Origin of the sequence: Escherichia sp. AM3 (assembly GCF_032029835.1) — a bacterium.
GTDB classification, from domain to species: Bacteria; Pseudomonadota; Gammaproteobacteria; order Enterobacterales; family Enterobacteriaceae; genus Escherichia; species Escherichia coli.
Genome location: NZ_JAVUPQ010000011.1, coordinates 62,143 through 85,790 on the forward strand (window position 1 = coordinate 62,143; position 23,648 = coordinate 85,790).

20 protein-coding genes and 1 pseudogene are annotated in these 23,648 nt (G+C 52.0%); 13 read left to right on the forward strand and 8 right to left on the reverse strand.

The window, feature by feature from the left end; all coding sequences use genetic code 11:
* The first annotated feature begins 2 nt into the window (after positions 1-2).
* Together RTW80_RS07295 and RTW80_RS07300 are read left to right on the forward strand one after the other, a co-directional pair.
* Positions 3-860: an HlyD family secretion protein gene (locus RTW80_RS07295; RefSeq protein ID WP_001300356.1), complete on the forward strand. Its 858-nt coding sequence runs from the start codon at positions 3-5 to the stop codon at positions 858-860.
* A pseudogene (locus RTW80_RS07300) lies at positions 860-2,872 on the forward strand (FUSC family protein). The gene RTW80_RS07295 and the pseudogene RTW80_RS07300 overlap by 1 nt, the downstream one beginning before the upstream one ends.
* On the opposite strand, the gene sodC reads toward RTW80_RS07300, so the two are convergent.
* The 3 genes from sodC to RTW80_RS07315 form a co-directional block, all read right to left on the reverse strand.
* Positions 2,873-3,394, reverse strand: coding sequence for a superoxide dismutase [Cu-Zn] SodC (gene sodC, locus RTW80_RS07305; protein ID WP_001296937.1), 522 nt, complete (start codon positions 3,392-3,394; stop codon positions 2,873-2,875).
* An 80-nt stretch (positions 3,395-3,474) separates the two neighbouring features.
* Positions 3,475-4,371, reverse strand: coding sequence for an aldo/keto reductase family oxidoreductase (locus RTW80_RS07310; RefSeq protein WP_032247472.1), 897 nt, complete (start codon positions 4,369-4,371; stop codon positions 3,475-3,477).
* A gap of 48 nt (positions 4,372-4,419) precedes the next feature.
* The gene (locus RTW80_RS07315; protein ID WP_000840481.1) at positions 4,420-4,659 is read right to left on the reverse strand and encodes a DUF1289 domain-containing protein; all 240 of its coding nucleotides are present in this window, start codon (positions 4,657-4,659) and stop codon (positions 4,420-4,422) included.
* Positions 4,660-4,761: 102 nt separating this feature from the next.
* On the opposite strand from RTW80_RS07315, the gene nemR reads away from it, so the two are divergent.
* The 5 genes from nemR (at position 4,762) to RTW80_RS07340 (ending at position 12,442) form a co-directional block, all read left to right on the forward strand.
* Positions 4,762-5,361, forward strand: a complete 600-nt coding sequence (nemR, locus tag RTW80_RS07320) for a DNA-binding transcriptional regulator NemR (protein ID WP_001032936.1) — start codon at positions 4,762-4,764, stop codon at positions 5,359-5,361.
* A gap of 36 nt (positions 5,362-5,397) precedes the next feature.
* Positions 5,398-6,495, forward strand: coding sequence for an N-ethylmaleimide reductase (gene nemA / locus RTW80_RS07325; RefSeq protein ID WP_000093589.1), 1,098 nt, complete (start codon positions 5,398-5,400; stop codon positions 6,493-6,495).
* 80 nt (positions 6,496-6,575) lie between these two features.
* Positions 6,576-6,983, forward strand: coding sequence for a lactoylglutathione lyase (gene gloA / locus RTW80_RS07330; protein ID WP_001237796.1), 408 nt, complete (start codon positions 6,576-6,578; stop codon positions 6,981-6,983).
* Between the two features lie 102 nt (positions 6,984-7,085).
* Complete coding sequence (gene rnt / locus RTW80_RS07335) at positions 7,086-7,733, forward strand: ribonuclease T (protein WP_001282281.1); 648 nt, start codon at positions 7,086-7,088, stop codon at positions 7,731-7,733.
* Between the two features lie 92 nt (positions 7,734-7,825).
* Positions 7,826-12,442: an ATP-dependent helicase gene (locus RTW80_RS07340; protein WP_063119289.1), complete on the forward strand. Its 4,617-nt coding sequence runs from the start codon at positions 7,826-7,828 to the stop codon at positions 12,440-12,442.
* A gap of 50 nt (positions 12,443-12,492) precedes the next feature.
* Here RTW80_RS07340 and grxD read toward each other — a convergent pair whose 3' ends face one another.
* On the reverse strand, positions 12,493-12,840 hold the full coding sequence (grxD, locus tag RTW80_RS07345) for a monothiol glutaredoxin 4 (RefSeq protein WP_000108172.1): 348 nt from the start codon (positions 12,838-12,840) through the stop codon (positions 12,493-12,495).
* Positions 12,841-13,173: 333 nt separating this feature from the next.
* Between grxD and mepH the strand changes: the two genes are divergently transcribed.
* Both mepH and sodB read left to right on the forward strand, forming a co-directional pair.
* Positions 13,174-13,989, forward strand: coding sequence for a peptidoglycan DD-endopeptidase MepH (gene mepH, locus RTW80_RS07350; RefSeq protein ID WP_000101193.1), 816 nt, complete (start codon positions 13,174-13,176; stop codon positions 13,987-13,989).
* Between the two features lie 127 nt (positions 13,990-14,116).
* Positions 14,117-14,698: a superoxide dismutase [Fe] gene (gene sodB, locus RTW80_RS07355; RefSeq protein ID WP_000007283.1), complete on the forward strand. Its 582-nt coding sequence runs from the start codon at positions 14,117-14,119 to the stop codon at positions 14,696-14,698.
* A gap of 234 nt (positions 14,699-14,932) precedes the next feature.
* Here sodB and RTW80_RS07360 read toward each other — a convergent pair whose 3' ends face one another.
* Together RTW80_RS07360 and cydH are read right to left on the reverse strand one after the other, a co-directional pair.
* Positions 14,933-16,102, reverse strand: a complete 1,170-nt coding sequence (locus RTW80_RS07360; protein WP_000701040.1) for an MFS transporter — start codon at positions 16,100-16,102, stop codon at positions 14,933-14,935.
* Between the two features lie 165 nt (positions 16,103-16,267).
* Positions 16,268-16,357: a cytochrome bd-I accessory subunit CydH gene (gene cydH / locus RTW80_RS07365; RefSeq protein WP_000102278.1), complete on the reverse strand. Its 90-nt coding sequence runs from the start codon at positions 16,355-16,357 to the stop codon at positions 16,268-16,270.
* A gap of 298 nt (positions 16,358-16,655) precedes the next feature.
* On the opposite strand from cydH, the gene purR reads away from it, so the two are divergent.
* Entirely contained in the window at positions 16,656-17,681 is a 1,026-nt protein-coding gene (gene purR, locus RTW80_RS07370) for an HTH-type transcriptional repressor PurR (protein ID WP_000190982.1), read from the forward strand.
* Here purR and punR read toward each other — a convergent pair.
* Positions 17,678-18,610, reverse strand: a complete 933-nt coding sequence (gene punR / locus RTW80_RS07375) for a DNA-binding transcriptional activator PunR (RefSeq protein ID WP_000269493.1) — start codon at positions 18,608-18,610, stop codon at positions 17,678-17,680. The two genes, purR and punR, sit on opposite strands and share 4 nt — an antisense overlap.
* A gap of 112 nt (positions 18,611-18,722) precedes the next feature.
* On the opposite strand from punR, the gene punC reads away from it, so the two are divergent.
* Positions 18,723-19,934: a purine nucleoside transporter PunC gene (gene punC / locus RTW80_RS07380; protein WP_001182363.1), complete on the forward strand. Its 1,212-nt coding sequence runs from the start codon at positions 18,723-18,725 to the stop codon at positions 19,932-19,934.
* 290 nt (positions 19,935-20,224) lie between these two features.
* Entirely contained in the window at positions 20,225-21,373 is a 1,149-nt protein-coding gene (gene cfa, locus RTW80_RS07385; RefSeq protein ID WP_000098896.1) for a cyclopropane fatty acyl phospholipid synthase, read from the forward strand.
* 39 nt (positions 21,374-21,412) lie between these two features.
* Here cfa and ribE read toward each other — a convergent pair whose 3' ends face one another.
* Positions 21,413-22,054: a riboflavin synthase gene (ribE, locus tag RTW80_RS07390; protein ID WP_000493947.1), complete on the reverse strand. Its 642-nt coding sequence runs from the start codon at positions 22,052-22,054 to the stop codon at positions 21,413-21,415.
* 214 nt (positions 22,055-22,268) lie between these two features.
* On the opposite strand from ribE, the gene mdtK reads away from it, so the two are divergent.
* On the forward strand, positions 22,269-23,642 hold the full coding sequence (gene mdtK, locus RTW80_RS07395; protein WP_001174962.1) for a multidrug efflux MATE transporter MdtK: 1,374 nt from the start codon (positions 22,269-22,271) through the stop codon (positions 23,640-23,642).
* Positions 23,643-23,648: the final 6 nt, after the last annotated feature.

A 23,648-nucleotide genomic window follows, 5' to 3' on the forward strand; every position in this document is an offset into this window, starting at 1 on the left:
CTATGTCAATTAAAACAATTAAGTATTTCTCAACAATCATTGTAGCGGTAGTTGCGGTTCTTGCCGGATGGTGGCTGTGGAATTATTACATGCAATCTCCGTGGACACGCGACGGGAAAATACGCGCAGAACAGGTTTCTATCACCCCACAGGTGTCGGGACGTATTGTTGAGCTGAATATAAAAGACAACCAGCTGGTTAACGCGGGGGATCTTCTGCTCACGATCGATAAAACGCCCTTTCAGATCGCCGAGCTGAACGCACAGGCTCAGCTGGCGAAAGCGCAATCTGACCTCGCAAAAGCCAATAACGAAGCGAATCGTCGTCGTCATCTCTCACAAAATTTTATTTCTGCCGAAGAACTCGATACCGCTAACCTCAATGTTAAAGCGATGCAGGCCAGTGTTGATGCCGCACAGGCGACGCTGAAACAGGCACAATGGCAACTGGCGCAAACGGAAATTCGCGCCCCGGTGAGTGGATGGGTGACTAACCTTACTACCCGCATCGGCGATTACGCTGATACCGGGAAACCGCTGTTTGCCCTTGTCGACAGCCACTCGTTTTACGTCATTGGTTATTTTGAAGAAACCAAGTTGCGCCATATCCGCGAAGGTGCACCAGCACAAATTACCCTCTATAGTGATAACAAAACGTTACAGGGTCACGTTTCCAGTATCGGTCGGGCGATTTATGATCAGAGCGTTGAAAGTGACTCAAGCCTTATTCCGGATGTTAAACCTAACGTCCCCTGGGTTCGACTCGCCCAACGCGTTCCCGTCCGCTTTGCGCTGGATAAAGTCCCAGGCGATGTCACGTTGGTGTCGGGCACCACCTGTAGCATTGCCGTAGGTCAATAATGAACGCATCGTCATGGTCCTTGCGCAATTTGCCCTGGTTCAGGGCCACGCTGGCGCAATGGCGTTATGCGTTACGCAATACCATTGCCATGTGTCTGGCGCTGACGGTTGCCTATTATTTAAATCTGGATGAACCCTATTGGGCGATGACCTCGGCTGCAGTGGTTAGCTTTCCCACCGTTGGCGGTGTTATCAGCAAAAGCCTCGGACGCATCGCTGGCAGTTTGCTCGGAGCCATTGCGGCACTGCTTCTTGCCGGGCATACGCTCAATGAGCCGTGGTTTTTTCTATTGAGCATGTCGGCGTGGCTTGGCTTTTGTACCTGGGCCTGTGCGCACTTCACGAATAACGTCGCGTATGCATTTCAACTGGCGGGCTACACGGCTGCCATCATCGCCTTTCCGATGGTTAATATTACTGAGGCCAGCCAGCTGTGGGATATCGCTCAGGCGCGCGTTTGCGAGGTGATTGTCGGCATTTTGTGCGGCGGCATGATGATGATGATCCTGCCTAGCAGTTCCGATGCTACAGCCCTTTTAACCGCATTGAAAAACATGCACGCCCGACTACTTGAACATGCCAGTTTACTCTGGCAGCCTGAAACAACCGATGCCATTCGTGCAGCACATGAAGGGGTGATTGGGCAGATACTGACCATGAATTTGCTGCGTATCCAGGCTTTCTGGAGCCACTATCGTTTTCGCCAGCAAAACGCGCGCCTTAATGCGCTGCTCCACCAGCAATTACGTATGACCAGTGTCATCTCCAGCCTGCGACGTATGTTGCTCAACTGGCCCTCACCGCCAGGTGCCACACGAGAAATTCTCGAACAGTTGCTGACGGCGCTCGCCAGTTCGCAAACAGATGTTTACACCGTCGCACGTATTATCGCCCCGCTACGCCCGACCAACGTCGCCGACTATCGGCACGTCGCCTTCTGGCAGCGACTACGTTATTTTTGCCGCCTTTATCTGCAAAGTAGTCAGGAATTACATCGTCTGCAAAGCGGTGTAGATGATCATACCAGACTCCCACGGACATCCGGCCTGGCTCGTCATACCGATAACGCCGAAGCTATGTGGAGCGGGCTGCGTACATTTTGTACGTTGATGATGATTGGCGCATGGAGTATTGCTTCGCAATGGGATGCCGGTGCCAATGCATTAACGCTGGCAGCAATTAGCTGCGTACTCTACTCCGCCGTCGCAGCACCGTTTAAGTCGTTGTCACTTCTGATGCGCACGCTGGTGTTACTTTCGCTATTCAGCTTTGTGGTCAAATTTGGTCTGATGGTCCAGATTAGCGATCTGTGGCAATTTTTACTGTTTCTCTTTCCACTGCTGGCGACAATGCAGCTTCTTAAATTGCAGATGCCAAAATTTGCCGCATTGTGGGGGCAACTGATTGTTTTTATGGGTTCTTTTATCGCTGTCACTAATCCCCCGGTGTATGATTTTGCTGATTTTCTTAACGATAATCTGGCAAAAATCGTTGGCGTCGCGTTGGCGTGGTTAGCGTTCGCCATTCTGCGTCCAGGATCGGATGCTCGTAAAAGCCGCCGCCATATTCGCGCGCTGCGCCGGGATTTTGTCGATCAGCTAAGCCGCCATCCAACACTGAGTGAAAGCGAATTTGAATCGCTCACTTATCATCACGTCAGTCAGTTGAGTAACAGCCAGGATGCGCTGGCTCGCCGTTGGTTATTACGCTGGGGTGTAGTGCTGCTGAACTGTTCTCATGTTGTCTGGCAATTGCGCGACTGGGAATCGCGTTCCGATCCGTTATCGCGAGTACGGGATAACTGTATTTCACTGTTGCGGGGAGTGATGAGTGAGCGTGGCGTTCAGCAAAAATCACTGGCGGCCACACTTGAAGAATTACAGCGGATTTGCGACAGCCTTGCCCGTCATCATTAACCTGCCGCCCGTGAGCTGGCGGCAATTGTCTGGCGGCTGTACTGCTCGCTTTCGCAACTTGAGCAAGCACCACCGCAAGGTACGCTGGCCTCTTAATTACTTAATTACACCACAGGCATAGCGTTCACCGCCACCGCCCAGCGGTTTAGGTTGATCGGACATATTATCGCCGCCAACGTGGACCATCAGCGCTTTGTCTTTGATTTCATCCAGTGATTTCAGACGAGGCGCGATGACGGCATCGGTAGCTTTGCCGTCATTATTGACGACCAGTGCAGGCAGATCGCCTAAATGCCCGGCACCTTCTGGCCCTTCATGTTTACCGGTATTTTGTGGATCAAGATGCCCGCCTGCGGATTCCGCGGCGCTGGCTTTGCCATCTTTGGTGGCTGGCTGGCAGCTTCCTTTGGCATGAATATGGAAGCCATGTTCACCGGGGGGTAATGCTTTCAGATCGGGCGAAAACTCCAGACCTTTATCGGTTTCAGTAATGGTGACGCTACCAATTGACTGCCCTACCCCTTGCGACGTGACGAGGTTCATCTCGACTTTTTCACTGGCAGCTTGTGCGCCGGTTGCAACAACCAGCGCCAGAATAGCCAGACTAAAACGTTTCATAGGACCTCCGTTCATTGTGCATTCCTGAATAAGTGTAAACCAGTGACACATTTTTGAACGGCGGCTATTCCTAAAAGTGCTTACGGTACGTCGTACCCCAGTGCCGCTTTACGGATACGAAACCATTGTTGACGGGTCATTTTCAGTGTTTCTGCTTCGACAGCTGCCCGTACGCGCTCAATTTTACCTGAACCGATAATTGGCAGCGGCTGCGATGGTAAACGTAATACCCAGGCGTAAACCACCTGTTCAATCGAGCCCGCGTTTAACTCCTCTGCCACCACAGCCAGTTCATCACGCAGCGGCTGGAAATAATCATCATTAAACAGACGACCACCACCAAGGCAGGACCACGCCATCGGACGAACACGCAGTTGTTGTAGTTGGTCGAGCGTGCCATCCAGCAGTAACGGCTGATGCACCGGGGATATTTCCACCTGATTAGTGGCAAGGGTAAACGGCAGACGTGATTGCAACAGGGCAAATTGCGCAGGCGTAAAGTTCGATACGCCAAAATGACGCACTTTGCCGCTCTGATGCAGATGTTTGAACGCGTCCGCCACTTCATCGGCATCCATTAACGGGTCTGGTCGGTGGATTAACAGCAAATCCAGATGATCGGTCGCGAGATTAATTAGCGACTGTTCGGCGCTCTTAATGATGTGATCGCGGTCAGTGATGTAATGACCAATGACGTTTTCTTCACGCGCGGTCGTCGCGATACCGCATTTACTGACGATTTCCATCCGTTCACGCAGGTAAGGTGCCAGTTTCAGTGCCTCGCCAAACGCCGCTTCGCACTGATAGCCACCATAAATATCAGCATGGTCCACGGTGGTCACGCCGAGATCCAGATGCTCTTCAATAAAACTGACCAGCTGGCGGGCGGACATATTCCAGTCCATCAATCGCCAGTAGCCCATCACAAAACGGGAAAACTCCGGGCCTTGCGGCGCAATAGTAATACGCTGAACCATAATCGCTTCCTCTTATCAGATATGAGAGGAGTATACGCAAGATTAGGTTCAAAAGAGTGATGGTTGCTCCGGTTCGTCTGATGACGCTGGCTTATTTGCGCGTAATTTGCGCATTAATCGCTGCCGACAAAGGCGCAGCACCTCTTGTTTTTCGCCATCGCTCATTTTATTCCAGTTAAAACGCTCATCACGACTACGAAAACAGCCGCGACAAAACCCGCGTTCGTCAGACTGGCAAATTCCCCGGCACGGGCTCTGGACGGGAAAGAACTCTAATTGCTCCGCCACTTCGCCCTCCTCAGATAAGATTATTACCATTATTGAAGCTGTTAATGTCCAAAGTAGCAACTTTGCTTGCACTAGACCGACTGGTCTACTACACTCCAACGCATGAACAAACACACCGAACATGATACTCGCGAACATCTCCTGGCGACGGGCGAGCAACTTTGCCTGCAACGTGGATTCACCGGGATGGGGCTAAGCGAATTACTAAAAACCGCTGAAGTGCCGAAAGGGTCCTTCTATCACTACTTTCGCTCTAAAGAAGCGTTTGGCGTTGCCATGCTTGAGCGTCATTACGCCGCATATCACCAGCGACTGACTGAGTTGCTGCAATCCGGCGAAGGTAACTACCGCGACCGCATACTGGCTTATTACCAGCAAACACTGAACCAGTTTTGCCAACATGGAACCATCAGTGGTTGCCTGACAGTAAAACTCTCTGCCGAAGTGTGCGATCTGTCAGAAGATATGCGCAGCGCGATGGATAAAGGTGCTCGCGGCGTGATCGCCCTGCTCTCTCAGGCGCTGGAAAATGGCCGTGAGAACCATTGTTTAACCTTTTGTGGCGAACCGCTGCAACAGGCACAAGTGCTTTACGCACTGTGGCTTGGCGCGAATCTGCAGGCCAAAATTTCGCGCAGTTTCGAGCCACTGGAAAACGCGCTGGCCCATGTAAAAAACATTATTGCGACGCCTGCCGTTTAGCAGGCATTTTTTATCACCAGACGACCGGGAGCCTTTATGTCATCTGAAAAACTGTATTCCCCACTGAAAGTGGGCGCGATCACGGCGGCAAACCGTATTTTTATGGCACCGCTGACGCGTCTGCGCAGTATTGAACCGGGTGACATTCCTACCCCGTTGATGGCGGAATACTATCGCCAACGTGCCAGTGCCGGTTTGATTATTAGTGAAGCCACGCAAATTTCTGCCCAGGCAAAAGGATATGCAGGTGCGCCTGGCATCCATAGTCCGGAGCAAATTGCCGCATGGAAAAAAATCACCGCTGGCGTTCATGCTGAAAATGGTCATATGGCCGTGCAGCTGTGGCACACCGGACGCATTTCTCACGCCAGCCTGCAACCTGGCGGTCAGGCACCGGTAGCGCCTTCAGCACTTAGCGCGGGAACACGTACTTCTCTGCGCGATGAAAATGGTCAGGCGATCCGTGTTGAAACATCCATGCCGCGTGCGCTTGAACTGGAAGAGATTCCAGGTATCGTCAATGATTTCCGTCAGGCCATTGCTAACGCGCGTGAAGCCGGTTTTGATCTGGTAGAGCTCCACTCTGCTCACGGTTATTTGCTGCATCAGTTCCTTTCTCCTTCTTCAAACCATCGTACCGATCAGTACGGCGGCAGCGTGGAAAATCGCGCACGTTTGGTACTGGAAGTGGTCGATGCCGGGATTGAAGAATGGGGTGCCGATCGCATTGGCATTCGCGTTTCGCCAATCGGTACTTTCCAGAACACAGATAACGGCCCGAATGAAGAAGCCGATGCACTGTATCTGATTGAACAACTGGGTAAACGCGGCATTGCTTATCTGCATATGTCAGAACCAGATTGGGCGGGGGGTGAACCGTATACTGATGCGTTCCGCGAAAAAGTACGCGCCCGTTTCCACGGTCCGATTATCGGCGCAGGTGCATACACAGTAGAAAAAGCTGAAACGCTGATCGGCAAAGGGTTAATTGATGCGGTGGCATTTGGTCGTGACTGGATTGCGAACCCGGATCTGGTCGCCCGCTTGCAGCGCAAAGCTGAGCTTAACCCACAGCGTGCCGAAAGTTTCTACGGTGGCGGCGCGGAAGGCTATACCGATTACCCGACGTTGTAATCCAACATTGCGAGCGGCGTAAAGCCGCCGCTATACTAAAACAACATTTTGAATCTGTTAGCCATTTTGAGGATAAAAAGATGCGTCTTCTTCATACCATGCTGCGCGTTGGCGATTTGCAACGCTCCATCGATTTTTATACCAAAGTGCTGGGCATGAAACTGCTGCGTACCAGCGAAAACCCGGAATACAAATACTCACTGGCGTTTGTTGGCTACGGCCCGGAAACCGAAGAAGCGGTGATTGAACTGACCTACAACTGGGGCGTGGATAAATACGAACTCGGCACTGCTTATGGTCACATCGCGCTTAGCGTAGATAACGCCGCTGAAGCGTGCGAAAAAATCCGTCAAAACGGGGGTAACGTGACCCGTGAAGCGGGTCCGGTAAAAGGCGGTACTACGGTTATCGCGTTTGTGGAAGATCCGGACGGTTACAAAATTGAGTTAATCGAAGAGAAAGACGCCGGTCGCGGTCTGGGCAACTAATCTCCTGCCGGGCGTGAACTCATCGCGCCCGCATCTTTACTGCATCGACAAGTAATATTTGTCATAATGCGCGCTGCAATTTATCCGTATTAAGAGAATCAGATGTCCGATAACGCTCAACTTACCGGTCTGTGCGACCGTTTTCGTGGTTTTTATCCTGTTGTGATCGATGTCGAAACAGCCGGATTTAACGCCAAAACCGATGCGCTGCTTGAGATTGCCGCCATCACCCTGAAAATGGATGAACAAGGCTGGCTGATGCCGGACACCACATTACATTTCCACGTCGAACCATTTGTCGGCGCAAATTTGCAACCAGAAGCCCTCGCCTTCAACGGCATTGACCCGAACGATCCCGATCGCGGCGCGGTCAGCGAATACGAGGCGCTGCACGAAATTTTTAAAGTTGTACGTAAAGGTATTAAAGCGAGCGGCTGTAACCGCGCCATTATGGTGGCGCACAATGCCAATTTTGATCACAGCTTTATGATGGCCGCCGCAGAACGCGCCTCACTGAAACGTAACCCGTTCCACCCTTTCGCCACTTTTGACACTGCTGCACTGGCCGGGCTGGCACTCGGACAAACCGTATTGTCAAAGGCTTGCCAGACCGCTGGCATGGACTTCGACAGCACCCAGGCGCACTCCGCGCTGTACGACACCGAACGCACTGCTGTGCTGTTTTGTGAAATCGTCAACCGCTGGAAACGTCTGGGAGGCTGGCCGCTACCTGCCGCCGAAGAGGTGTAATCGAGTCGATGCCTGATGACATGCAATGATTCAGGCATCTATAGTGAGGCTATTCCACGCATCCTGCATGATATTCACGGGGAATAGCGTTAATGGCAGATAATCCAGACCCTTCATCGCTCCTGCCGGACGTGTTTTCACCGGCGACCCGCGACTGGTTTCTTCGCGCCTTTAAACAGCCGACCGCTGTCCAGCCGCAAACCTGGCATGTGGCGGCGCGAAGCGAACATGCGCTGGTGATTGCACCGACCGGCTCCGGGAAAACGCTGGCAGCATTTCTCTACGCCCTCGATCGGCTCTTCCGCGAAGGCGGCGAAGATACCCGCGAGGCGCATAAGCGTAAAACCTCACGCATCCTCTATATTTCACCGATAAAAGCCCTGGGCACCGACGTTCAGCGCAACTTGCAGATCCCGTTGAAGGGTATTGCCGATGAACGGCGGCGGCGCGGCGAAACGGAAGTCAATCTTCGCGTAGGGATCCGTACTGGCGATACGCCTGCACAGGAACGCAGCAAACTCACCCGTAATCCGCCGGATATTCTGATCACCACACCCGAATCACTCTATCTGATGCTGACCTCCCGCGCGCGCGAAACGCTACGCGGCGTCGAAACGGTAATTATTGATGAAGTCCACGCGGTAGCGGGCAGTAAACGTGGTGCGCATCTGGCGTTAAGTCTGGAGCGGCTCGATGCGCTGCTCCACACCTCAGCACAGCGAATTGGCCTTTCTGCCACTGTGCGCTCAGCCAGCGATGTGGCAGCATTTCTTGGTGGCGATCGCCCGGTTACGGTAGTCAACCCGCCCGCAATGCGCCATCCGCAGATACGAATTGTCGTACCGGTCGCCAATATGGATGATGTCTCATCGGTCGCCAGCGGCACCGGCGAAGACAGCCATGCCGGCCGGGAAGGCTCCATCTGGCCATATATTGAAACGGGTATCCTTGATGAAGTGTTGCGCCATCGCTCGACCATTGTCTTTACTAATTCACGCGGGCTGGCGGAAAAACTGACGGCACGATTAAATGAGCTTTACGCCGCACGCTTACAGCGTTCCCCGTCTATCGCCGTTGATGCGGCCCATTTCGAGTCGACCTCCGGCGCAACCTCTAACCGTGTACAAAGTAGCGACGTTTTTATTGCCCGCTCACACCACGGCTCCGTCTCTAAAGAACAACGAGCAATCACCGAACAGGCGCTGAAATCGGGTGAATTACGCTGCGTGGTCGCAACCTCCAGTCTTGAACTGGGGATTGATATGGGCGCGGTGGATCTGGTGATTCAGGTGGCAACGCCGCTTTCTGTTGCCAGTGGGTTACAACGCATTGGTCGCGCCGGACATCAGGTTGGCGGTGTATCTAAAGGGCTGTTTTTCCCCCGTACCCGGCGTGATTTAGTCGATTCCGCAGTCATTGTAGAGTGTATGTTCGCAGGCAGGCTGGAAAACCTGACACCACCGCATAATCCTCTCGACGTCCTTGCGCAGCAAACCGTTGCCGCCGCGGCGATGGATGCATTACAGGTAGACGAATGGTACTCCCGCGTACGCCGTGCCGCACCGTGGAAAGATCTGCCAAGACGTGTTTTTGACGCCACGCTGGATATGCTTTCCGGGCGCTATCCCTCTGGCGATTTTTCTGCTTTTCGCCCCAAACTGGTCTGGAACAGGGAGACCGGGATATTGACCGCCCGACCTGGCGCTCAATTGTTGGCGGTTACCAGCGGCGGCACCATTCCGGATCGTGGCATGTATAGCGTGTTATTACCCGAAGGTGAAGAAAAGGCCGGTTCGCGGCGGGTGGGTGAACTGGATGAGGAGATGGTATATGAGTCGCGGGTGAACGACATTATCACTCTCGGCGCTACCTCATGGCGGATCCAGCAAATCACCCGCGATCAGGTGATTGTGACTCCTGCTCCGGGTCGTTCTGCCCGGCTCCCCTTCTGGCGTGGTGAAGGTAACGGACGTCCGGCTGAATTAGGCGAGATGATCGGCGATTTTCTTCATTTGCTGGCGGATGGCGCGTTCTTTTCCGGGACTATTCCCCCGTGGCTGGCAGAAGAAAATACGATCGCCAATATTCAGGGGTTGATTGAGGAGCAGCGCAACGCGACGGGCATCGTTCCGGGGAGTCGCCATCTGGTCCTCGAACGGTGCCGTGATGAAATTGGTGACTGGCGTATTATTTTGCACTCTCCCTATGGAAGACGGGTGCATGAACCCTGGGCGCTGGCGATTGCCGGGCGAATACATGCGCTATGGGGCGCTGACGCGTCGGTGGTCGCCAGTGATGACGGCATTGTTGCACGTATTCCTGACACCGATGGTAAATTGCCCGATGCCGCGATTTTTTTGTTTGAACCAGAAAAGTTGCTGCAAATTGTCCGCGAGGCGGTAGGCAGCTCGGCACTTTTCGCCGCCCGTTTTCGCGAATGCGCCGCGCGGGCATTATTAATGCCGGGGCGCACTCCGGGCCATCGCACCCCGCTTTGGCAACAACGGCTGCGCGCCAGTCAGTTGCTGGAAATCGCTCAGGGATATCCGGATTTTCCGGTCATTCTCGAAACCCTACGCGAATGTCTGCAAGATGTTTATGATCTTCCCGCACTGGAACGTTTGATGCGTCGCCTGAACGGTGGCGAAATTCAAATATCCGATGTAACGACCACTACGCCCTCGCCTTTCGCCACAAGTTTATTGTTCGGCTATGTCGCGGAATTTATGTACCAGAGCGACGCCCCGCTGGCAGAGCGCCGGGCATCCGTACTGTCGCTGGACAGCGAGTTACTGCGCAATCTACTCGGACAGGTCGATCCGGGGGAATTACTCGACCCGCAGGTCATTCGCCAGGTGGAAGAAGAGTTGCAACGACTGGCTCCTGGCAGAAGAGCGAAAGGTGAAGAAGGATTGTTCGACCTGCTGCGCGAACTGGGGCCAATGACCGTTGAAGACCTGGCGCAACGGCATACAGGCAGCAGTGAAGAGGTTGCGTCGTATCTGGAAAATCTTCTTGCAGTAAAACGAATCTTCCCAGCGATGATTAGCGGACAGGAGCGTCTTGCCTGTATGGATGATGCCGCCAGGCTGCGTGATGCCCTCGGCGTACGACTACCAGAGTCATTGCCAGAGATTTATTTACATAGAGTCAGTTACCCGCTTCGCGACCTCTTTCTGCGCTATCTCCGGGCTCATGCTCTGGTCACGGCTGAACAACTGGCTCATGAGTTTAGTCTCGGTATTGCCATTGTCGAAGAGCAGCTTCAGCAACTGCGTGAACAGGGTCTGGTGATGAATCTGCAACAAGACATCTGGGTGAGCGATGAAGTATTTCGTCGTCTGCGTTTGCGCTCGCTGCAAGCCGCCAGAGAAGCGACGCGTCCCGTTGCAGCCACGACCTATGCGCGATTGCTGCTGGAACGTCAGGGCGTATTACCCGCCACCGATGGTAGCCTGGCGCTCTTTGCCTCAACATCGCCAGGCGTTTATGAGGGCGTAGATGGCGTGATGCGGGTGATCGAACAGCTTGCCGGAGTCGGTTTACCCGCCTCACTCTGGGAAAGCCAGATCCTGCCTGCCCGCGTACGCGACTATTCGTCAGAAATGCTCGATGAATTACTGGCAACCGGTGCGGTTATCTGGTCGGGGCAAAAAAAACTGGGTGAAGATGACGGCCTGGTGGCACTGCATCTACAGGAATATGCTGCAGAATCGTTCACTCCCGCCGAAGCGGATCAGGCGAATCGTTCGGCGCTGCAACAAGCGATAGTCGCTGTTCTGGCTGACGGAGGAGCCTGGTTTGCACAACAAATCAGCCAACGGATACGCGACAAAATCGGCGAATCGGTTGATCTCTCTGCCCTGCAAGAGGCGTTATGGGCGCTGGTCTGGCAAGGCGTCATCACCAGCGACATTTGGGCACCGTTACGCGCCCTCACCCGCAGCAGTTCCAACGCACGCACCTCAACTCGCCACAGTCACCGGGCTCGTCGTGGACGTCCTGTCTATGCGCAACCCGTCTCGCCGCGGGTATCTTACAACACACCAAATCTGGCTGGACGCTGGTCGTTATTGCAGGTGGAGCCACTAAACGATACCGAAAGGATGCTGGCGCTGGCGGAAAATATGCTCGACCGCTACGGCATCATCAGTCGTCAGGCGGTGATAGCCGAAAATATCCCTGGCGGGTTTCCGTCGATGCAAACGCTTTGTCGAAGTATGGAAGACTCCGGGCGAATTATGCGAGGTCGTTTTGTAGAAGGTCTGGGTGGCGCGCAATTCGCTGAACGTCTGACTATTGACCGATTGCGCGATCTGGCGACACAAGCCACGCAAACGCGCCACTATACACCAGTGGCGCTCTCTGCCAACGATCCGGCTAATGTGTGGGGAAATCTTCTGCCCTGGCCTGCACATCCGGCAACGCTGGTTCCAACGCGTCGGGCGGGTGCGCTGGTGGTCGTTTCTGGCGGCAAATTGTTACTCTACCTGGCGCAAGGTGGCAAAAAAATGCTGGTCTGGCAGGAAAAAGAGGAATTACTCGCCCCAGAGGTTTTCCACGCGCTGACTACCGCACTGCGTCGCGAACCACGGCTGCGCTTTACGCTAACAGAAGTGAATGATCTACCGGTCCGGCAAACGCCGATGTTTACGCTGCTGCGTGAGGCGGGATTTTCAAGTTCGCCACAAGGGCTGGATTGGGGATAGAGAAAGGACTGACGGATGCCCGTTCGCATCCGTCAGTATTGCAGGACGGATTATTCCGCGTCCGGCTCTTCAGACTTGTATTTAGCGGCAGTTTCTTTGATCAGCTGCTGCAGTTCGCCACGCTGATACATTTCGATCACGATATCACAACCGCCGACCAGCTCGCCGTCAACCCACAGTTGCGGGAAGGTCGGCCAGTTAGCATATTTCGGCAGTTCCGCACGAATGTCCGGATTCTGCAGAATATCAACATAGGCAAAACGTTCGCCACATGCGGCAAGCGCCTGGACTGCCTGGGCAGAGAAACCGCAGCTCGGCAGTTTCGGTGAACCTTTCATGTACAGCAGGATCGGGTTTTCAGCAATCTGGCGTTGGATTTTTTCGATAGTGGTGCTCATTGTCTTGCTTCCTCAAACTTCTTTACGGCAGTAATCTGACATTGTAGCGGGTCAGTGCGGCATCGGAAAATAACATTTTCATCACGCTTTTGCTATTTTATCCCTTTGCTCTATTTGTTGCATTTCAAATATTCGTTTCTTCTCTGATGCCGGCAAACTGGCGTATTTATAACCATTTTTAGCTTTCACTGCTGCATTTTTTTGCGCTCGCCAACGAAACGTATTTTTTAACAATAAAAGCTATTAACTTTCTCTTCTTCTATGCATTAGAATCATCAAGTTTTGTAAATCAGACGCAGGCATGATAGACCTGCCTTAACAGAGGGACGCTCAGTGGCGCGGATAAACCGTATTTCGATCACGCTCTGTGCTTTACTTTTTACCACCCTGCCTTTAACGCCTATGGCCCATGCTTCAAAGCAAGCCAGGGAGAGTTCTGCTACCACTCATATCACCAAAAAAGCAGATAAAAAGAAAAGCACGGCAACCACCAAAAAGACCCAGAAAACAGCGAAAAAAGCCGCCAGTAAAAGTACGACCAAAAGCAAAACCGCTTCTTCCGTTAAAAAATCTTCCATTACCGCTTCTAAAAACGCCAAAACTCGCAGCAAACACGCCGTCAATAAAACGGCCTCAGCCAGCTTTACCGAAAAGTGTACCAAACGTAAGGGCTATAAATCGCATTGTGTGAAAGTCAAAAATGCCGCGTCAGGAACTCTTGCCGACGCGCACAAAGCGAAGGTGCAAAAAGCTACGAAAGTGGCAATGAATAAACTGATGCAGCAAATTGGTAAGCCATATCGTTGGGGTGGCAGCTCACCGCGTACCGGTTTTGATTGCAGCGGCCTGGTTTATTACGCTTATAAAGATTTGGTGAAAATTCGTATTCCGCGTACGGCGAATGAAATGTATCACCTGCGTGATGCAGCGCCAATCGAACGTAGTGAACTGAAAAACGGCGACCTGGTCTTTTTCCGTACTCAGGGACGCGGCACAGCCGATCATGTCGGCGTGTATGTCGGCAACGGCAAATTTATTCAGTCACCGCGCACAGGTCAGGAAATTCAAATCACTTCTCTCAGTGAAGACTACTGGCAGCGCCACTATGTTGGCGCTCGTCGGGTAATGACCCCAAAAACACTTCGCTAAAACTTTACCCTGTTGTTACGGCAACAGGGTAAGTTCATCTTTTGTCTCACCTTTTAATTTGCTACCCTATCCATACGCACAATAAGGCTATTGTACGTATGCAAATTAATAATAAAGGAGAGTAGCAATGTCATTCGAATTACCTGCACTACCATATGCTAAAGATGCTCTGGCACCGCACATTTCTGCGGAAACCATCGAGTATCACTACGGCAAGCACCATCAGACTTATGTCACTAACCTGAACAACCTGATTAAAGGTACCGCGTTTGAAGGTAAATCACTGGAAGAGATTATTCGCAGCTCTGAAGGTGGCGTATTCAACAACGCAGCTCAGGTCTGGAACCATACTTTCTACTGGAACTGCCTGGCACCGAACGCCGGTGGCGAACCGACTGGAAAAGTCGCTGAAGCTATCGCCGCATCTTTTGGCAGCTTTGCCGATTTCAAAGCGCAGTTTACTGATGCAGCGATCAAAAACTTTGGTTCTGGCTGGACCTGGCTGGTGAAAAACAGCGATGGCAAACTGGCTATCGTTTCAACCTCTAACGCGGGTACTCCGCTGACCACCGATGCGACTCCGCTGCTGACCGTTGATGTCTGGGAACACGCTTATTACATCGACTATCGCAATGCACGTCCTGGCTATCTGGAGCACTTCTGGGCGCTGGTGAACTGGGAATTCGTAGCGAAAAATCTCGCTGCATAATAACTGATGGCAAATGCAGCATTGCCTGAAGCGCTACGCTTATCAGGCCTACGCGGATCATCGATGTAGGTCGGATAAGGCACTCGCCGCATCCGACAAGCGCTGCATGATACGACGCCTAACGCGTCTTTTCATGTCAACGCGGATGAGTCGTTAACACCGCATCCGGCAAGATAAATCGCACGTTGTCAGCAACTGTAACGCAGAAGGTTATCCTTCTGCGTTTTTGTTTAATTAGCTGTTAGCAACGCAAACTGTTTCAGGTTGTTTTCTGGCTGACATAAACACCAGCAATAATGCCAGTCCCGCGACAATCGCTCCCATCACCGGCACAAAGCTGTATCCCAGCCCAGCGGAAATTACCGCACCACCAGCAGCTGCTCCCAGCGCATTTCCAAGATTAAAGGCACCAATATTGACTGATGAAGACAGACCCGGCGCTTCACTGGCGACACGCATCACGCGCATCTGTAACGGCGGTACGACCGCAAAGGTTGCTGCGCCCCACACCACCATGCTAATAGCTGCGCCGAACTCATTGCGGGCCAGGAACGGGATTGCCAGCATAATCACCATCAGCAGCAACAAAAAGCCTTTCAACGTGCCGTTAACTGAACGATCTGCCAGTTTGCCGCCGAGATAGTTACCGATAGAGAATCCGACACCAATCAGCACCAGCATTGCCGTGACGAACACCGGTGTTGCGTGGGTAATACTTTGCAGTACCGGAGAGATATAGGTGTAGAGAGTAAACATTGCACCAGCTCCCAGTACCGTCGTCAGCAATGCAGACAGCACCTGCGGACGCATTAATACCGCCAGCTCTTTTTTCACTTCAGGTCGTGCCCCTGCACCACCTTTAGGTAATGAGAAGAACAGACTTACCATTGAAATCACTCCCAGCCCCGCCGTTGCCAGAAATGACATCCGCCAGCCGATGGTTTCACCCAACCAGGTCGCCGCCGGCACGCCACCGATATTTGCCAGGGTTAACCCCATAAACATAGTGGCAACTGCGCTGGCCTGTTTATGTTTTGGCACCACGCTTGCGGCCACGACTGAACCCAAACCAAAAAATGCTCCGTGATTCAGGCTGGTCAAAATGCGTGAAAGCATCAGGGTCATATAATCCGGCGCGATGGCGGAAAGAACGTTGCCTAGCGTGAAAATTGCCATCAGGAAAATCAACGCACTGCGGCGGGCACGATGAGAAAGTAGAAGCGTCATCAGCGGCGCGCCCACCATTACGCCAACTGCATAGGCACTGATTAACATTCCGGCAGCGGGAATCGAGACATCCACACCGCGCGCAATGACGGGCAACAAGCCCATTGGCGAGAACTCCGTTGTCCCGATACCAAACGCGCCAATCGCCAGCGCCAGCAACGGATAGTTAATTTTCATGCCTTATCTCCACCTCTTCGCGTCATTACGCGATATTCATTAAAGTGGCGAAAGCATGACAGCAATCACAAAAAAATGAAAATAACAAAAAGAGAAAACACTTTTGCCATTTTGCTAACAAACAGGAAGGAGATGCGAGGGAGAACGCGCTCCCTCGAGAGGAAATCAGTGCAGCGCGGCAGTCAAACCCACGGCTACGATCAAACCGAGGACGATAATCGTTGTTACCAGTGAAAATTTAAGGTCGGTGCTCATCAAGTTTTCTCCTTTTTTATTACCACACAAAAAGTGATATTACGCATTTTTACACACTGTGATGAAAAAATCTCCCGTCATTTATAATGATAAGTGTTTTTACCACTTCCCCTTTTCGTCAAGATCGGCCAAAATTCCACGCTTACACTATTTGCGTACTGGCCATTGACCCCTTCCTGACGCTCCGTGTCGTTTTTCCGGCGTACCGCAACACTTTTGTTGTGCGTAAGGTGTGTAAAGGCAAACGTTTACCTTGCGATTTTGCAGGAGCTGAAGTTAGGGTCTGGAGTGAAATGGAATGGCAACAATAAAAGATGTAGCGAAACGAGCAAACGTTTCCACTACAACTGTGTCACACGTGATCAACAAAACACGTTTCGTCGCTGAAGAAACGCGCAACGCCGTGTGGGCAGCGATTAAAGAATTACACTACTCCCCTAGCGCGGTGGCGCGTAGCCTGAAGGTTAACCACACCAAGTCTATCGGTTTGCTGGCGACCAGCAGCGAAGCGGCCTATTTTGCCGAGATCATTGAAGCGGTTGAAAAAAATTGCTTCCAGAAAGGTTACACCCTGATTCTGGGTAATGCGTGGAACAATCTTGAGAAACAGCGGGCTTATCTGTCGATGATGGCGCAAAAACGCGTCGATGGTCTGCTGGTGATGTGTTCTGAGTACCCAGAGCCGTTGCTGGCGATGCTGGAAGAGTATCGCCATATCCCAATGGTGGTGATGGACTGGGGTGAAGCAAAAGCTGACTTCACCGATGCGGTCATTGATAACGCGTTTGAAGGCGGCTACATGGCCGGGCGTTATCTGATTGAACGCGGTCACCGCGAAATCGGCGTTATCCCCGGCCCGCTGGAACGTAACACTGGCGCAGGCCGCCTTGCCGGTTTTATGAAGGCGATGGAAGAAGCAATGATCAAGGTGCCGGAAAGCTGGATTGTGCAGGGTGATTTTGAACCTGAATCCGGTTATCGCGCCATGCAGCAAATCCTGTCGCAGCCGCATCGCCCTACTGCCGTCTTCTGTGGTGGCGATATCATGGCAATGGGCGCACTTTGTGCTGCTGATGAAATGGGCCTGCGCGTCCCGCAGGATGTTTCGCTGATCGGTTATGATAACGTGCGCAACGCCCGCTATTTTACGCCGGCGCTGACCACGATCCATCAGCCAAAAGACTCGCTGGGTGAAACAGCGTTCAACATGCTGTTGGATCGTATCGTCAACAAACGTGAAGAACCGCAGTCCATTGAAGTGCATCCGCGCTTGATTGAACGCCGCTCCGTGGCTGACGGCCCGTTCCGCGACTATCGTCGTTAATCACCCGTTGCGGGAGTCTCTTCCGGCTCCCGCAGCCACTCCTTATTCAGCGTCTCACTATCGCCGAGATACTCAAGCAACCAGGTTAACGCAGGCGACATATCATTTTGCTGCCATGTCAGACAACATGCCGAATCCGGAAAGGGGTTTTCCAGTTCTAATGCTACCCACTTCCCCTCATTAAGCCACGGTTTGGCGAAATGTGTTGGCACCATCCCTATGCATAATCCTGCCGAGATACAGGTTGCCGATGATTCCCAGTCAGGCACGACAAGTCTTTTTTGGTTATCCAGCAACCAGGTAATACGCTTAGGTAGCGTTCGCGAGGTGTCTTCGCGTACCAACGACGGCCAGTTGCGCAACGTATCATCGCTGAATGGGCCATCCATCAACGCCAGCGGGTGGTGGCTGGCAACAACGCAACTCCAGCTTAGCATCCCCATATCCCGGAAGGCATAACGACCGCCTACCGGAATCGCGCGTGTTGCGCCAATCGCCAGTTCCACGCGCCCGTCGGAAAGCGCATCCCAGACACCGTTGAACACTTCCTGAAAGACAAGAAGTTCGACATCATCAAAATGGCGATAAAAATCAACGATCATCTGCCGTGTACGTTCTGGCCTGACAATATTATCCACTGCGATAGCTAACTGACCGCGCCAGCCGTTCGCTATCTGCTGACATTGCTGGCGGGTGATCTGCATTTTTTTGACAACAGAGCGCCCTTCTTTGAGAAACCACGCTCCAGCAGCGGTCAGCTCCACATCACGGTGCCGTCGTTCAAAGAGCGGCACCGCCAGCCACTCTTCCAGCTGACGCACGGTATAGCTGACCGCAGAAGGAACGCGATGCAGCTCCTGTGCCGCAGCGCTAAAACTACCATTACGCGCTACCGCATCAACAACTTCGAGTGAATATTCTGACCACATAGTCTGCCTACAAAATTTTTGAAACCAGTCATCAAATATTACCGTTTCACAACACTAATTTCACTCCCTACACTTTGCGGCGGTGTTTAATTGAGAGATTTAGAGAATATACATGCAACCTGGGAAAAGATTTTTAGTCTGGCTGGCGGGTTTGAGCGTACTCGGTTTTCTGGCAACCGATATGTATCTGCCTGCTTTCGCCGCCATACAGGCCGACCTGCAAACGCCTGCGTCTGCTGTCAGTGCCAGCCTTAGTCTGTTCCTTGCCGGTTTTGCCGCAGCCCAGCTTCTGTGGGGGCCACTCTCCGACCGTTATGGTCGTAAACCGGTGTTATTAATCGGCCTGACAATTTTTGCGTTAGGTAGTCTGGGGATGCTGTGGGTAGAAAACGCCGCTACGCTGCTGGTATTGCGTTTTGTACAGGCTGTGGGGGTCTGCGCCGCGGCGGTTATCTGGCAAGCGTTAGTGACGGATTATTATCCTTCACAGAAAGTCAACCGTATTTTTGCGACCATCATGCCGCTGGTGGGTCTGTCTCCGGCACTTGCTCCCCTGTTAGGAAGCTGGCTGCTGGTCCATTTTTCCTGGCAGGCGATTTTCGCCACCCTGTTTGCCATTACCGTGGTGCTGATTCTGCCTATTTTCTGGCTCAAACCCACGACGAAGGCCCGTAACAATAGTCAGGATGGTCTGACCTTTACCGACCTGCTACGTTCTAAAACCTATCGCGGCAACGTGCTGATATATGCGGCCTGTTCAGCCAGTTTTTTTGCATGGCTGACCGGTTCACCGTTCATCCTTAGTGAAATGGGCTACAGCCCGGCAGTTATTGGTTTAAGTTATGTCCCGCAAACTATCGCGTTTCTGATTGGTGGTTATGGCTGTCGCGCCGCACTGCAGAAATGGCAAGGCAAGCAGTTATTACCGTGGTTGCTGGTGCTGTTTGCTGTCAGCGTCATTGCGACCTGGGCTGCAGGCTTCATTAGCCATGTGTCGCTGGTCGAAATCCTGATCCCATTCTGTGTGATGGCGATTGCCAATGGCGCAATCTACCCTATTGTTGTCGCCCAGGCGCTGCGTCCCTTCCCACACGCAACTGGTCGCGCCGCAGCTTTGCAGAACACTCTACAACTGGGTCTGTGCTTCCTCGCAAGTCTGGTAGTTTCCTGGCTGATCAGTATCAGCACGCCATTGCTCACCACCACCAGCGTGATGTTATCAACAGTAGTGCTGGTCGCGCTGGGTTACATGATGCAACGTTGTGAAGAAGTTGGCTGCCAGAATCATGGCAATGCCGAAGTCGCTCATAGCGAATCACACTGATCTATATCGATATACTTATACTTAGGCTGCTAACAAAATTTTGTTGTATGATTGAAATTAGCGGCCTATACTAATTTCGAGTTGTTAAAGCTACGATAAATATTATGTTTTTACGGGGACAGGATCGTTCCCGACTCACTATGGATGGTCATTTCGGCAAGGGTTCCTCCTTTCCCTCTGTTCTACGTCGGATTATAGACTCGCGGTTTTTTCTGCGAGATTTCTCACAAAGCCCAAAAAGCGTCTACGCTGTTTTAAGGTTCTGATCACCGACCAGTGATGGAGAAACTATGAGTTCATCGTGTATAGAAGAAGTCAGCGTACCGGATGACAACTGGTACCGTATCGCCAACGAATTACTTAGCCGTGCCGGTATAGCCATTAACGGTTCTGCCCCGGCGGATATTCGTGTGAAAAACCCCGATTTTTTTAAACGCGTTCTGCAAGAAGGCTCTTTGGGGTTAGGCGAAAGTTATATGGATGGCTGGTGGGAATGTGACCGACTGGATATGTTTTTTAGCAAAGTCTTACGCGCAGGTCTCGAGAACCAACTCCCCCATCATTTCAAAGACACGCTGCGTATTGCCGGCGCTCGTCTCTTCAATCTGCAGAGTAAAAAACGTGCTTGGATAGTCGGCAAAGAGCATTACGATTTGGGTAATGACTTGTTCAGCCGCATGCTTGATCCCTTCATGCAATATTCCTGCGCTTACTGGAAAGATGCCGATAATCTGGAATCTGCCCAGCAGGCGAAGCTCAAAATGATTTGTGAAAAATTGCAGTTAAAACCAGGGATGCGCGTACTGGATATTGGCTGCGGCTGGGGCGGACTGGCACACTACATGGCATCTAATTATGACGTAAGCGTGGTGGGCGTCACCATTTCTGCCGAACAGCAAAAAATGGCTCAGGAACGCTGTGAAGGCCTGGATGTCACCATTTTGCTGCAAGATTATCGTGACCTGAACGACCAGTTTGATCGTATTGTTTCTGTGGGGATGTTCGAGCACGTCGGACCGAAAAATTACGATACCTATTTTGCGGTGGTGGATCGTAATTTGAAACCGGAAGGCATATTCCTGCTCCATACTATCGGTTCGAAAAAAACCGATCTGAATGTTGATCCCTGGATTAACAAATATATTTTTCCGAACGGTTGCCTGCCCTCTGTACGCCAGATTGCTCAATCCAGCGAACCCCACTTTGTGATGGAAGACTGGCATAACTTCGGTGCTGATTACGATACTACGTTGATGGCGTGGTATGAACGATTCCTCGCCGCATGGCCAGAAATTGCGGATAACTACAGTGAACGCTTTAAACGAATGTTTACCTATTATCTGAATGCCTGTGCAGGTGCTTTCCGCGCCCGTGATATTCAGCTCTGGCAGGTCGTGTTCTCACGCGGTGTTGAAAACGGCCTTCGAGTGGCTCGCTAAAGGCTATTCTATCGCCCCCTCTCCGGGGGCGATTTCAGATCAGGCTTCTGTACCTGGTTGATTCATGGCATTTTCTCGTGCCGCCAGCACACGTTCTACCGTATCTACCACTGCCTGAGTTTGTGGATCGATTTCAATGTTGACGCGTGCGCCAAGTTTTTTCTTCCCAAGAGTCGTGCGTTCCAGTGTTTCCGGAATTAAATGGACGCAAAAACGCGTTGGCGTGACTTCGCCGACGGTCAGGCTAATACCGTCGATGCCAATAAATCCTTTGTACAGAATATATTTCATCAACTGACTATCCTGGACTTTAAACCAGATCTGGCGATTATTTTCCGAGGTTAATATTTTCGCCACTTCAGCGGTGGTCATAATATGACCTGACATTAAGTGTCCGCCAATTTCATCACTGAATTTCGCCGCACGCTCAACGTTTACCCAATCCCCCACTTTTAAATCGCCAAGATTGGTAATGCGTAACGTTTCTTTCATCAGGTCAAAACTGACATGGTTGCCGTTAATTTCCGTCACGGTCAGGCAGCAACCGTTATGCGCCACGGACGCACCGGTTTCCAGGCCGTCCAGCATGTGGTCGGGTAACTCCACCACATGCGTACGAAAATTTGGTTTCTCGTCAATCGACACCAGTTTTGCGGTGCCCTGTACAATCCCCGTAAACATACTTACAACTCCTGAAATCAGTTAAGACATTCTGTTCAGCACAATAGCAGGTGGCAAACGCCCTTACCAGTGAAGGGGTAAGAATGACTATTTTTTCACTGGAGAATTAATAAATCCTCGCTACAATAGACTGAATTTCCCCTGCTTCTTCTTTTTGCTGCCCATTCAGGCGGCTTTTTAGTCTCTCATATAACTACAAATAAAAGGTGTTCACGTGCAGAAGTATATCAGTGAAGCGCGTCTGTTATTAGCATTAGCAATCCCGGTGATTCTCGCGCAAATCGCCCAAACTGCGATGGGTTTTGTCGATACCGTGATGGCGGGCGGCTATAGTGCCACCGACATGGCGGCGGTCGCTATCGGTACTTCTATCTGGCTTCCGGCGATCCTCTTTGGTCACGGACTGCTGCTGGCATTAACGCCGGTTATCGCGCAATTAAATGGTTCTGGTCGACGTGAGCGCATTGCGCATCAGGTGCGACAAGGTTTCTGGCTGGCAGGTTTTGTTTCCGTTCTCATTATGCTGGTGCTGTGGAATGCAGGTTACATTATCCGCTCCATGGAAAACATCGATCCGGCTCTGGCGGAGAAAGCCGTGGGTTATCTGCGTGCGTTGCTGTGGGGCGCGCCGGGATATCTGTTCTTCCAGGTTGCCCGTAACCAATGTGAAGGTCTGGCAAAAACCAAGCCGGGTATGGTAATGGGCTTTATCGGCCTGCTGGTGAACATTCCGGTGAACTATATCTTTATTTATGGTCATTTCGGTATGCCTGAGCTCGGTGGCGTTGGTTGTGGCGTGGCTACTGCGGCGGTGTATTGGGTCATGTTCCTTGCCATGGTTTCTTACATTAAACGCGCCCGCTCCATGCGCGATATCCGTAACGAAAAAGGCACCGCGAAACCCGATCCTGCGGTTATGAAACGACTGATTCAACTCGGTTTGCCGATTGCGCTGGCACTGTTCTTTGAAGTGACACTGTTTGCCGTCGTGGCTCTGTTAGTGTCTCCGCTCGGTATTGTTGATGTCGCAGGACACCAGATTGCCCTGAACTTTAGTTCACTGATGTTTGTGCTTCCAATGTCGCTGGCGGCAGCGGTAACTATCCGCGTAGGTTATCGTCTGGGTCAGGGCTCAACGCTGGATGCGCAAACCGCTGCGCGGACCGGGCTTATGGTGGGTGTCTGTATGGCAACCCTGACGGCCATATTCACGGTTTCACTGCGGGAGCAAATCGCCCTGTTGTACAACGACAATCCCGAGGTTGTAACGCTGGCTGCGCATTTGATGTTGCTGGCGGCGGTATATCAGATTTCTGACTCAATCCAGGTCATTGGCAGTGGGATTTTGCGTGGTTATAAAGATACGCGTTCCATTTTCTATATCACCTTTACGGCTTACTGGGTGCTGGGCTTGCCAAGCGGCTATATTCTGGCACTGACCGATCTGGTCGTTGAACCTATGGGGCCAGCAGGCTTCTGGATAGGCTTTATTATTGGCCTGACGTCGGCAGCCATTATGATGATGCTGCGTATGCGGTTCCTGCAACGTATGCCGTCAGCCATCATTCTGCAACGAGCGTCCCGCTAATAAAGA

Bases quoted from the DNA above. Each gene is read 5' to 3' on its own strand.
- RTW80_RS07295 (WP_001300356.1), top strand. From the start codon at position 3: ATGTCAATTAAAACAATTAAGTATTTCTCAACAATCATTGTAGCGGTA.
- sodC (WP_001296937.1), bottom strand. From the start codon at position 3,394: ATGAAACGTTTTAGTCTGGCTATTCTGGCGCTGGTTGTTGCAACCGGC.
- RTW80_RS07310 (WP_032247472.1), bottom strand. From the start codon at position 4,371: ATGGTTCAGCGTATTACTATTGCGCCGCAAGGCCCGGAGTTTTCCCGT.
- nemR (WP_001032936.1), top strand. From the start codon at position 4,762: ATGAACAAACACACCGAACATGATACTCGCGAACATCTCCTGGCGACG.
- nemA (WP_000093589.1), top strand. From the start codon at position 5,398: ATGTCATCTGAAAAACTGTATTCCCCACTGAAAGTGGGCGCGATCACG.
- gloA (WP_001237796.1), top strand. From the start codon at position 6,576: ATGCGTCTTCTTCATACCATGCTGCGCGTTGGCGATTTGCAACGCTCC.
- rnt (WP_001282281.1), top strand. From the start codon at position 7,086: ATGTCCGATAACGCTCAACTTACCGGTCTGTGCGACCGTTTTCGTGGT.
- RTW80_RS07340 (WP_063119289.1), top strand. From the start codon at position 7,826: ATGGCAGATAATCCAGACCCTTCATCGCTCCTGCCGGACGTGTTTTCA.
- grxD (WP_000108172.1), bottom strand. From the start codon at position 12,840: ATGAGCACCACTATCGAAAAAATCCAACGCCAGATTGCTGAAAACCCG.
- sodB (WP_000007283.1), top strand. From the start codon at position 14,117: ATGTCATTCGAATTACCTGCACTACCATATGCTAAAGATGCTCTGGCA.
- RTW80_RS07360 (WP_000701040.1), bottom strand. From the start codon at position 16,102: ATGAAAATTAACTATCCGTTGCTGGCGCTGGCGATTGGCGCGTTTGGT.
- cydH (WP_000102278.1), bottom strand. From the start codon at position 16,357: ATGAGCACCGACCTTAAATTTTCACTGGTAACAACGATTATCGTCCTC.
- purR (WP_000190982.1), top strand. From the start codon at position 16,656: ATGGCAACAATAAAAGATGTAGCGAAACGAGCAAACGTTTCCACTACA.
- punR (WP_000269493.1), bottom strand. From the start codon at position 18,610: ATGTGGTCAGAATATTCACTCGAAGTTGTTGATGCGGTAGCGCGTAAT.
- punC (WP_001182363.1), top strand. From the start codon at position 18,723: ATGCAACCTGGGAAAAGATTTTTAGTCTGGCTGGCGGGTTTGAGCGTA.
- cfa (WP_000098896.1), top strand. From the start codon at position 20,225: ATGAGTTCATCGTGTATAGAAGAAGTCAGCGTACCGGATGACAACTGG.
- ribE (WP_000493947.1), bottom strand. From the start codon at position 22,054: ATGTTTACGGGGATTGTACAGGGCACCGCAAAACTGGTGTCGATTGAC.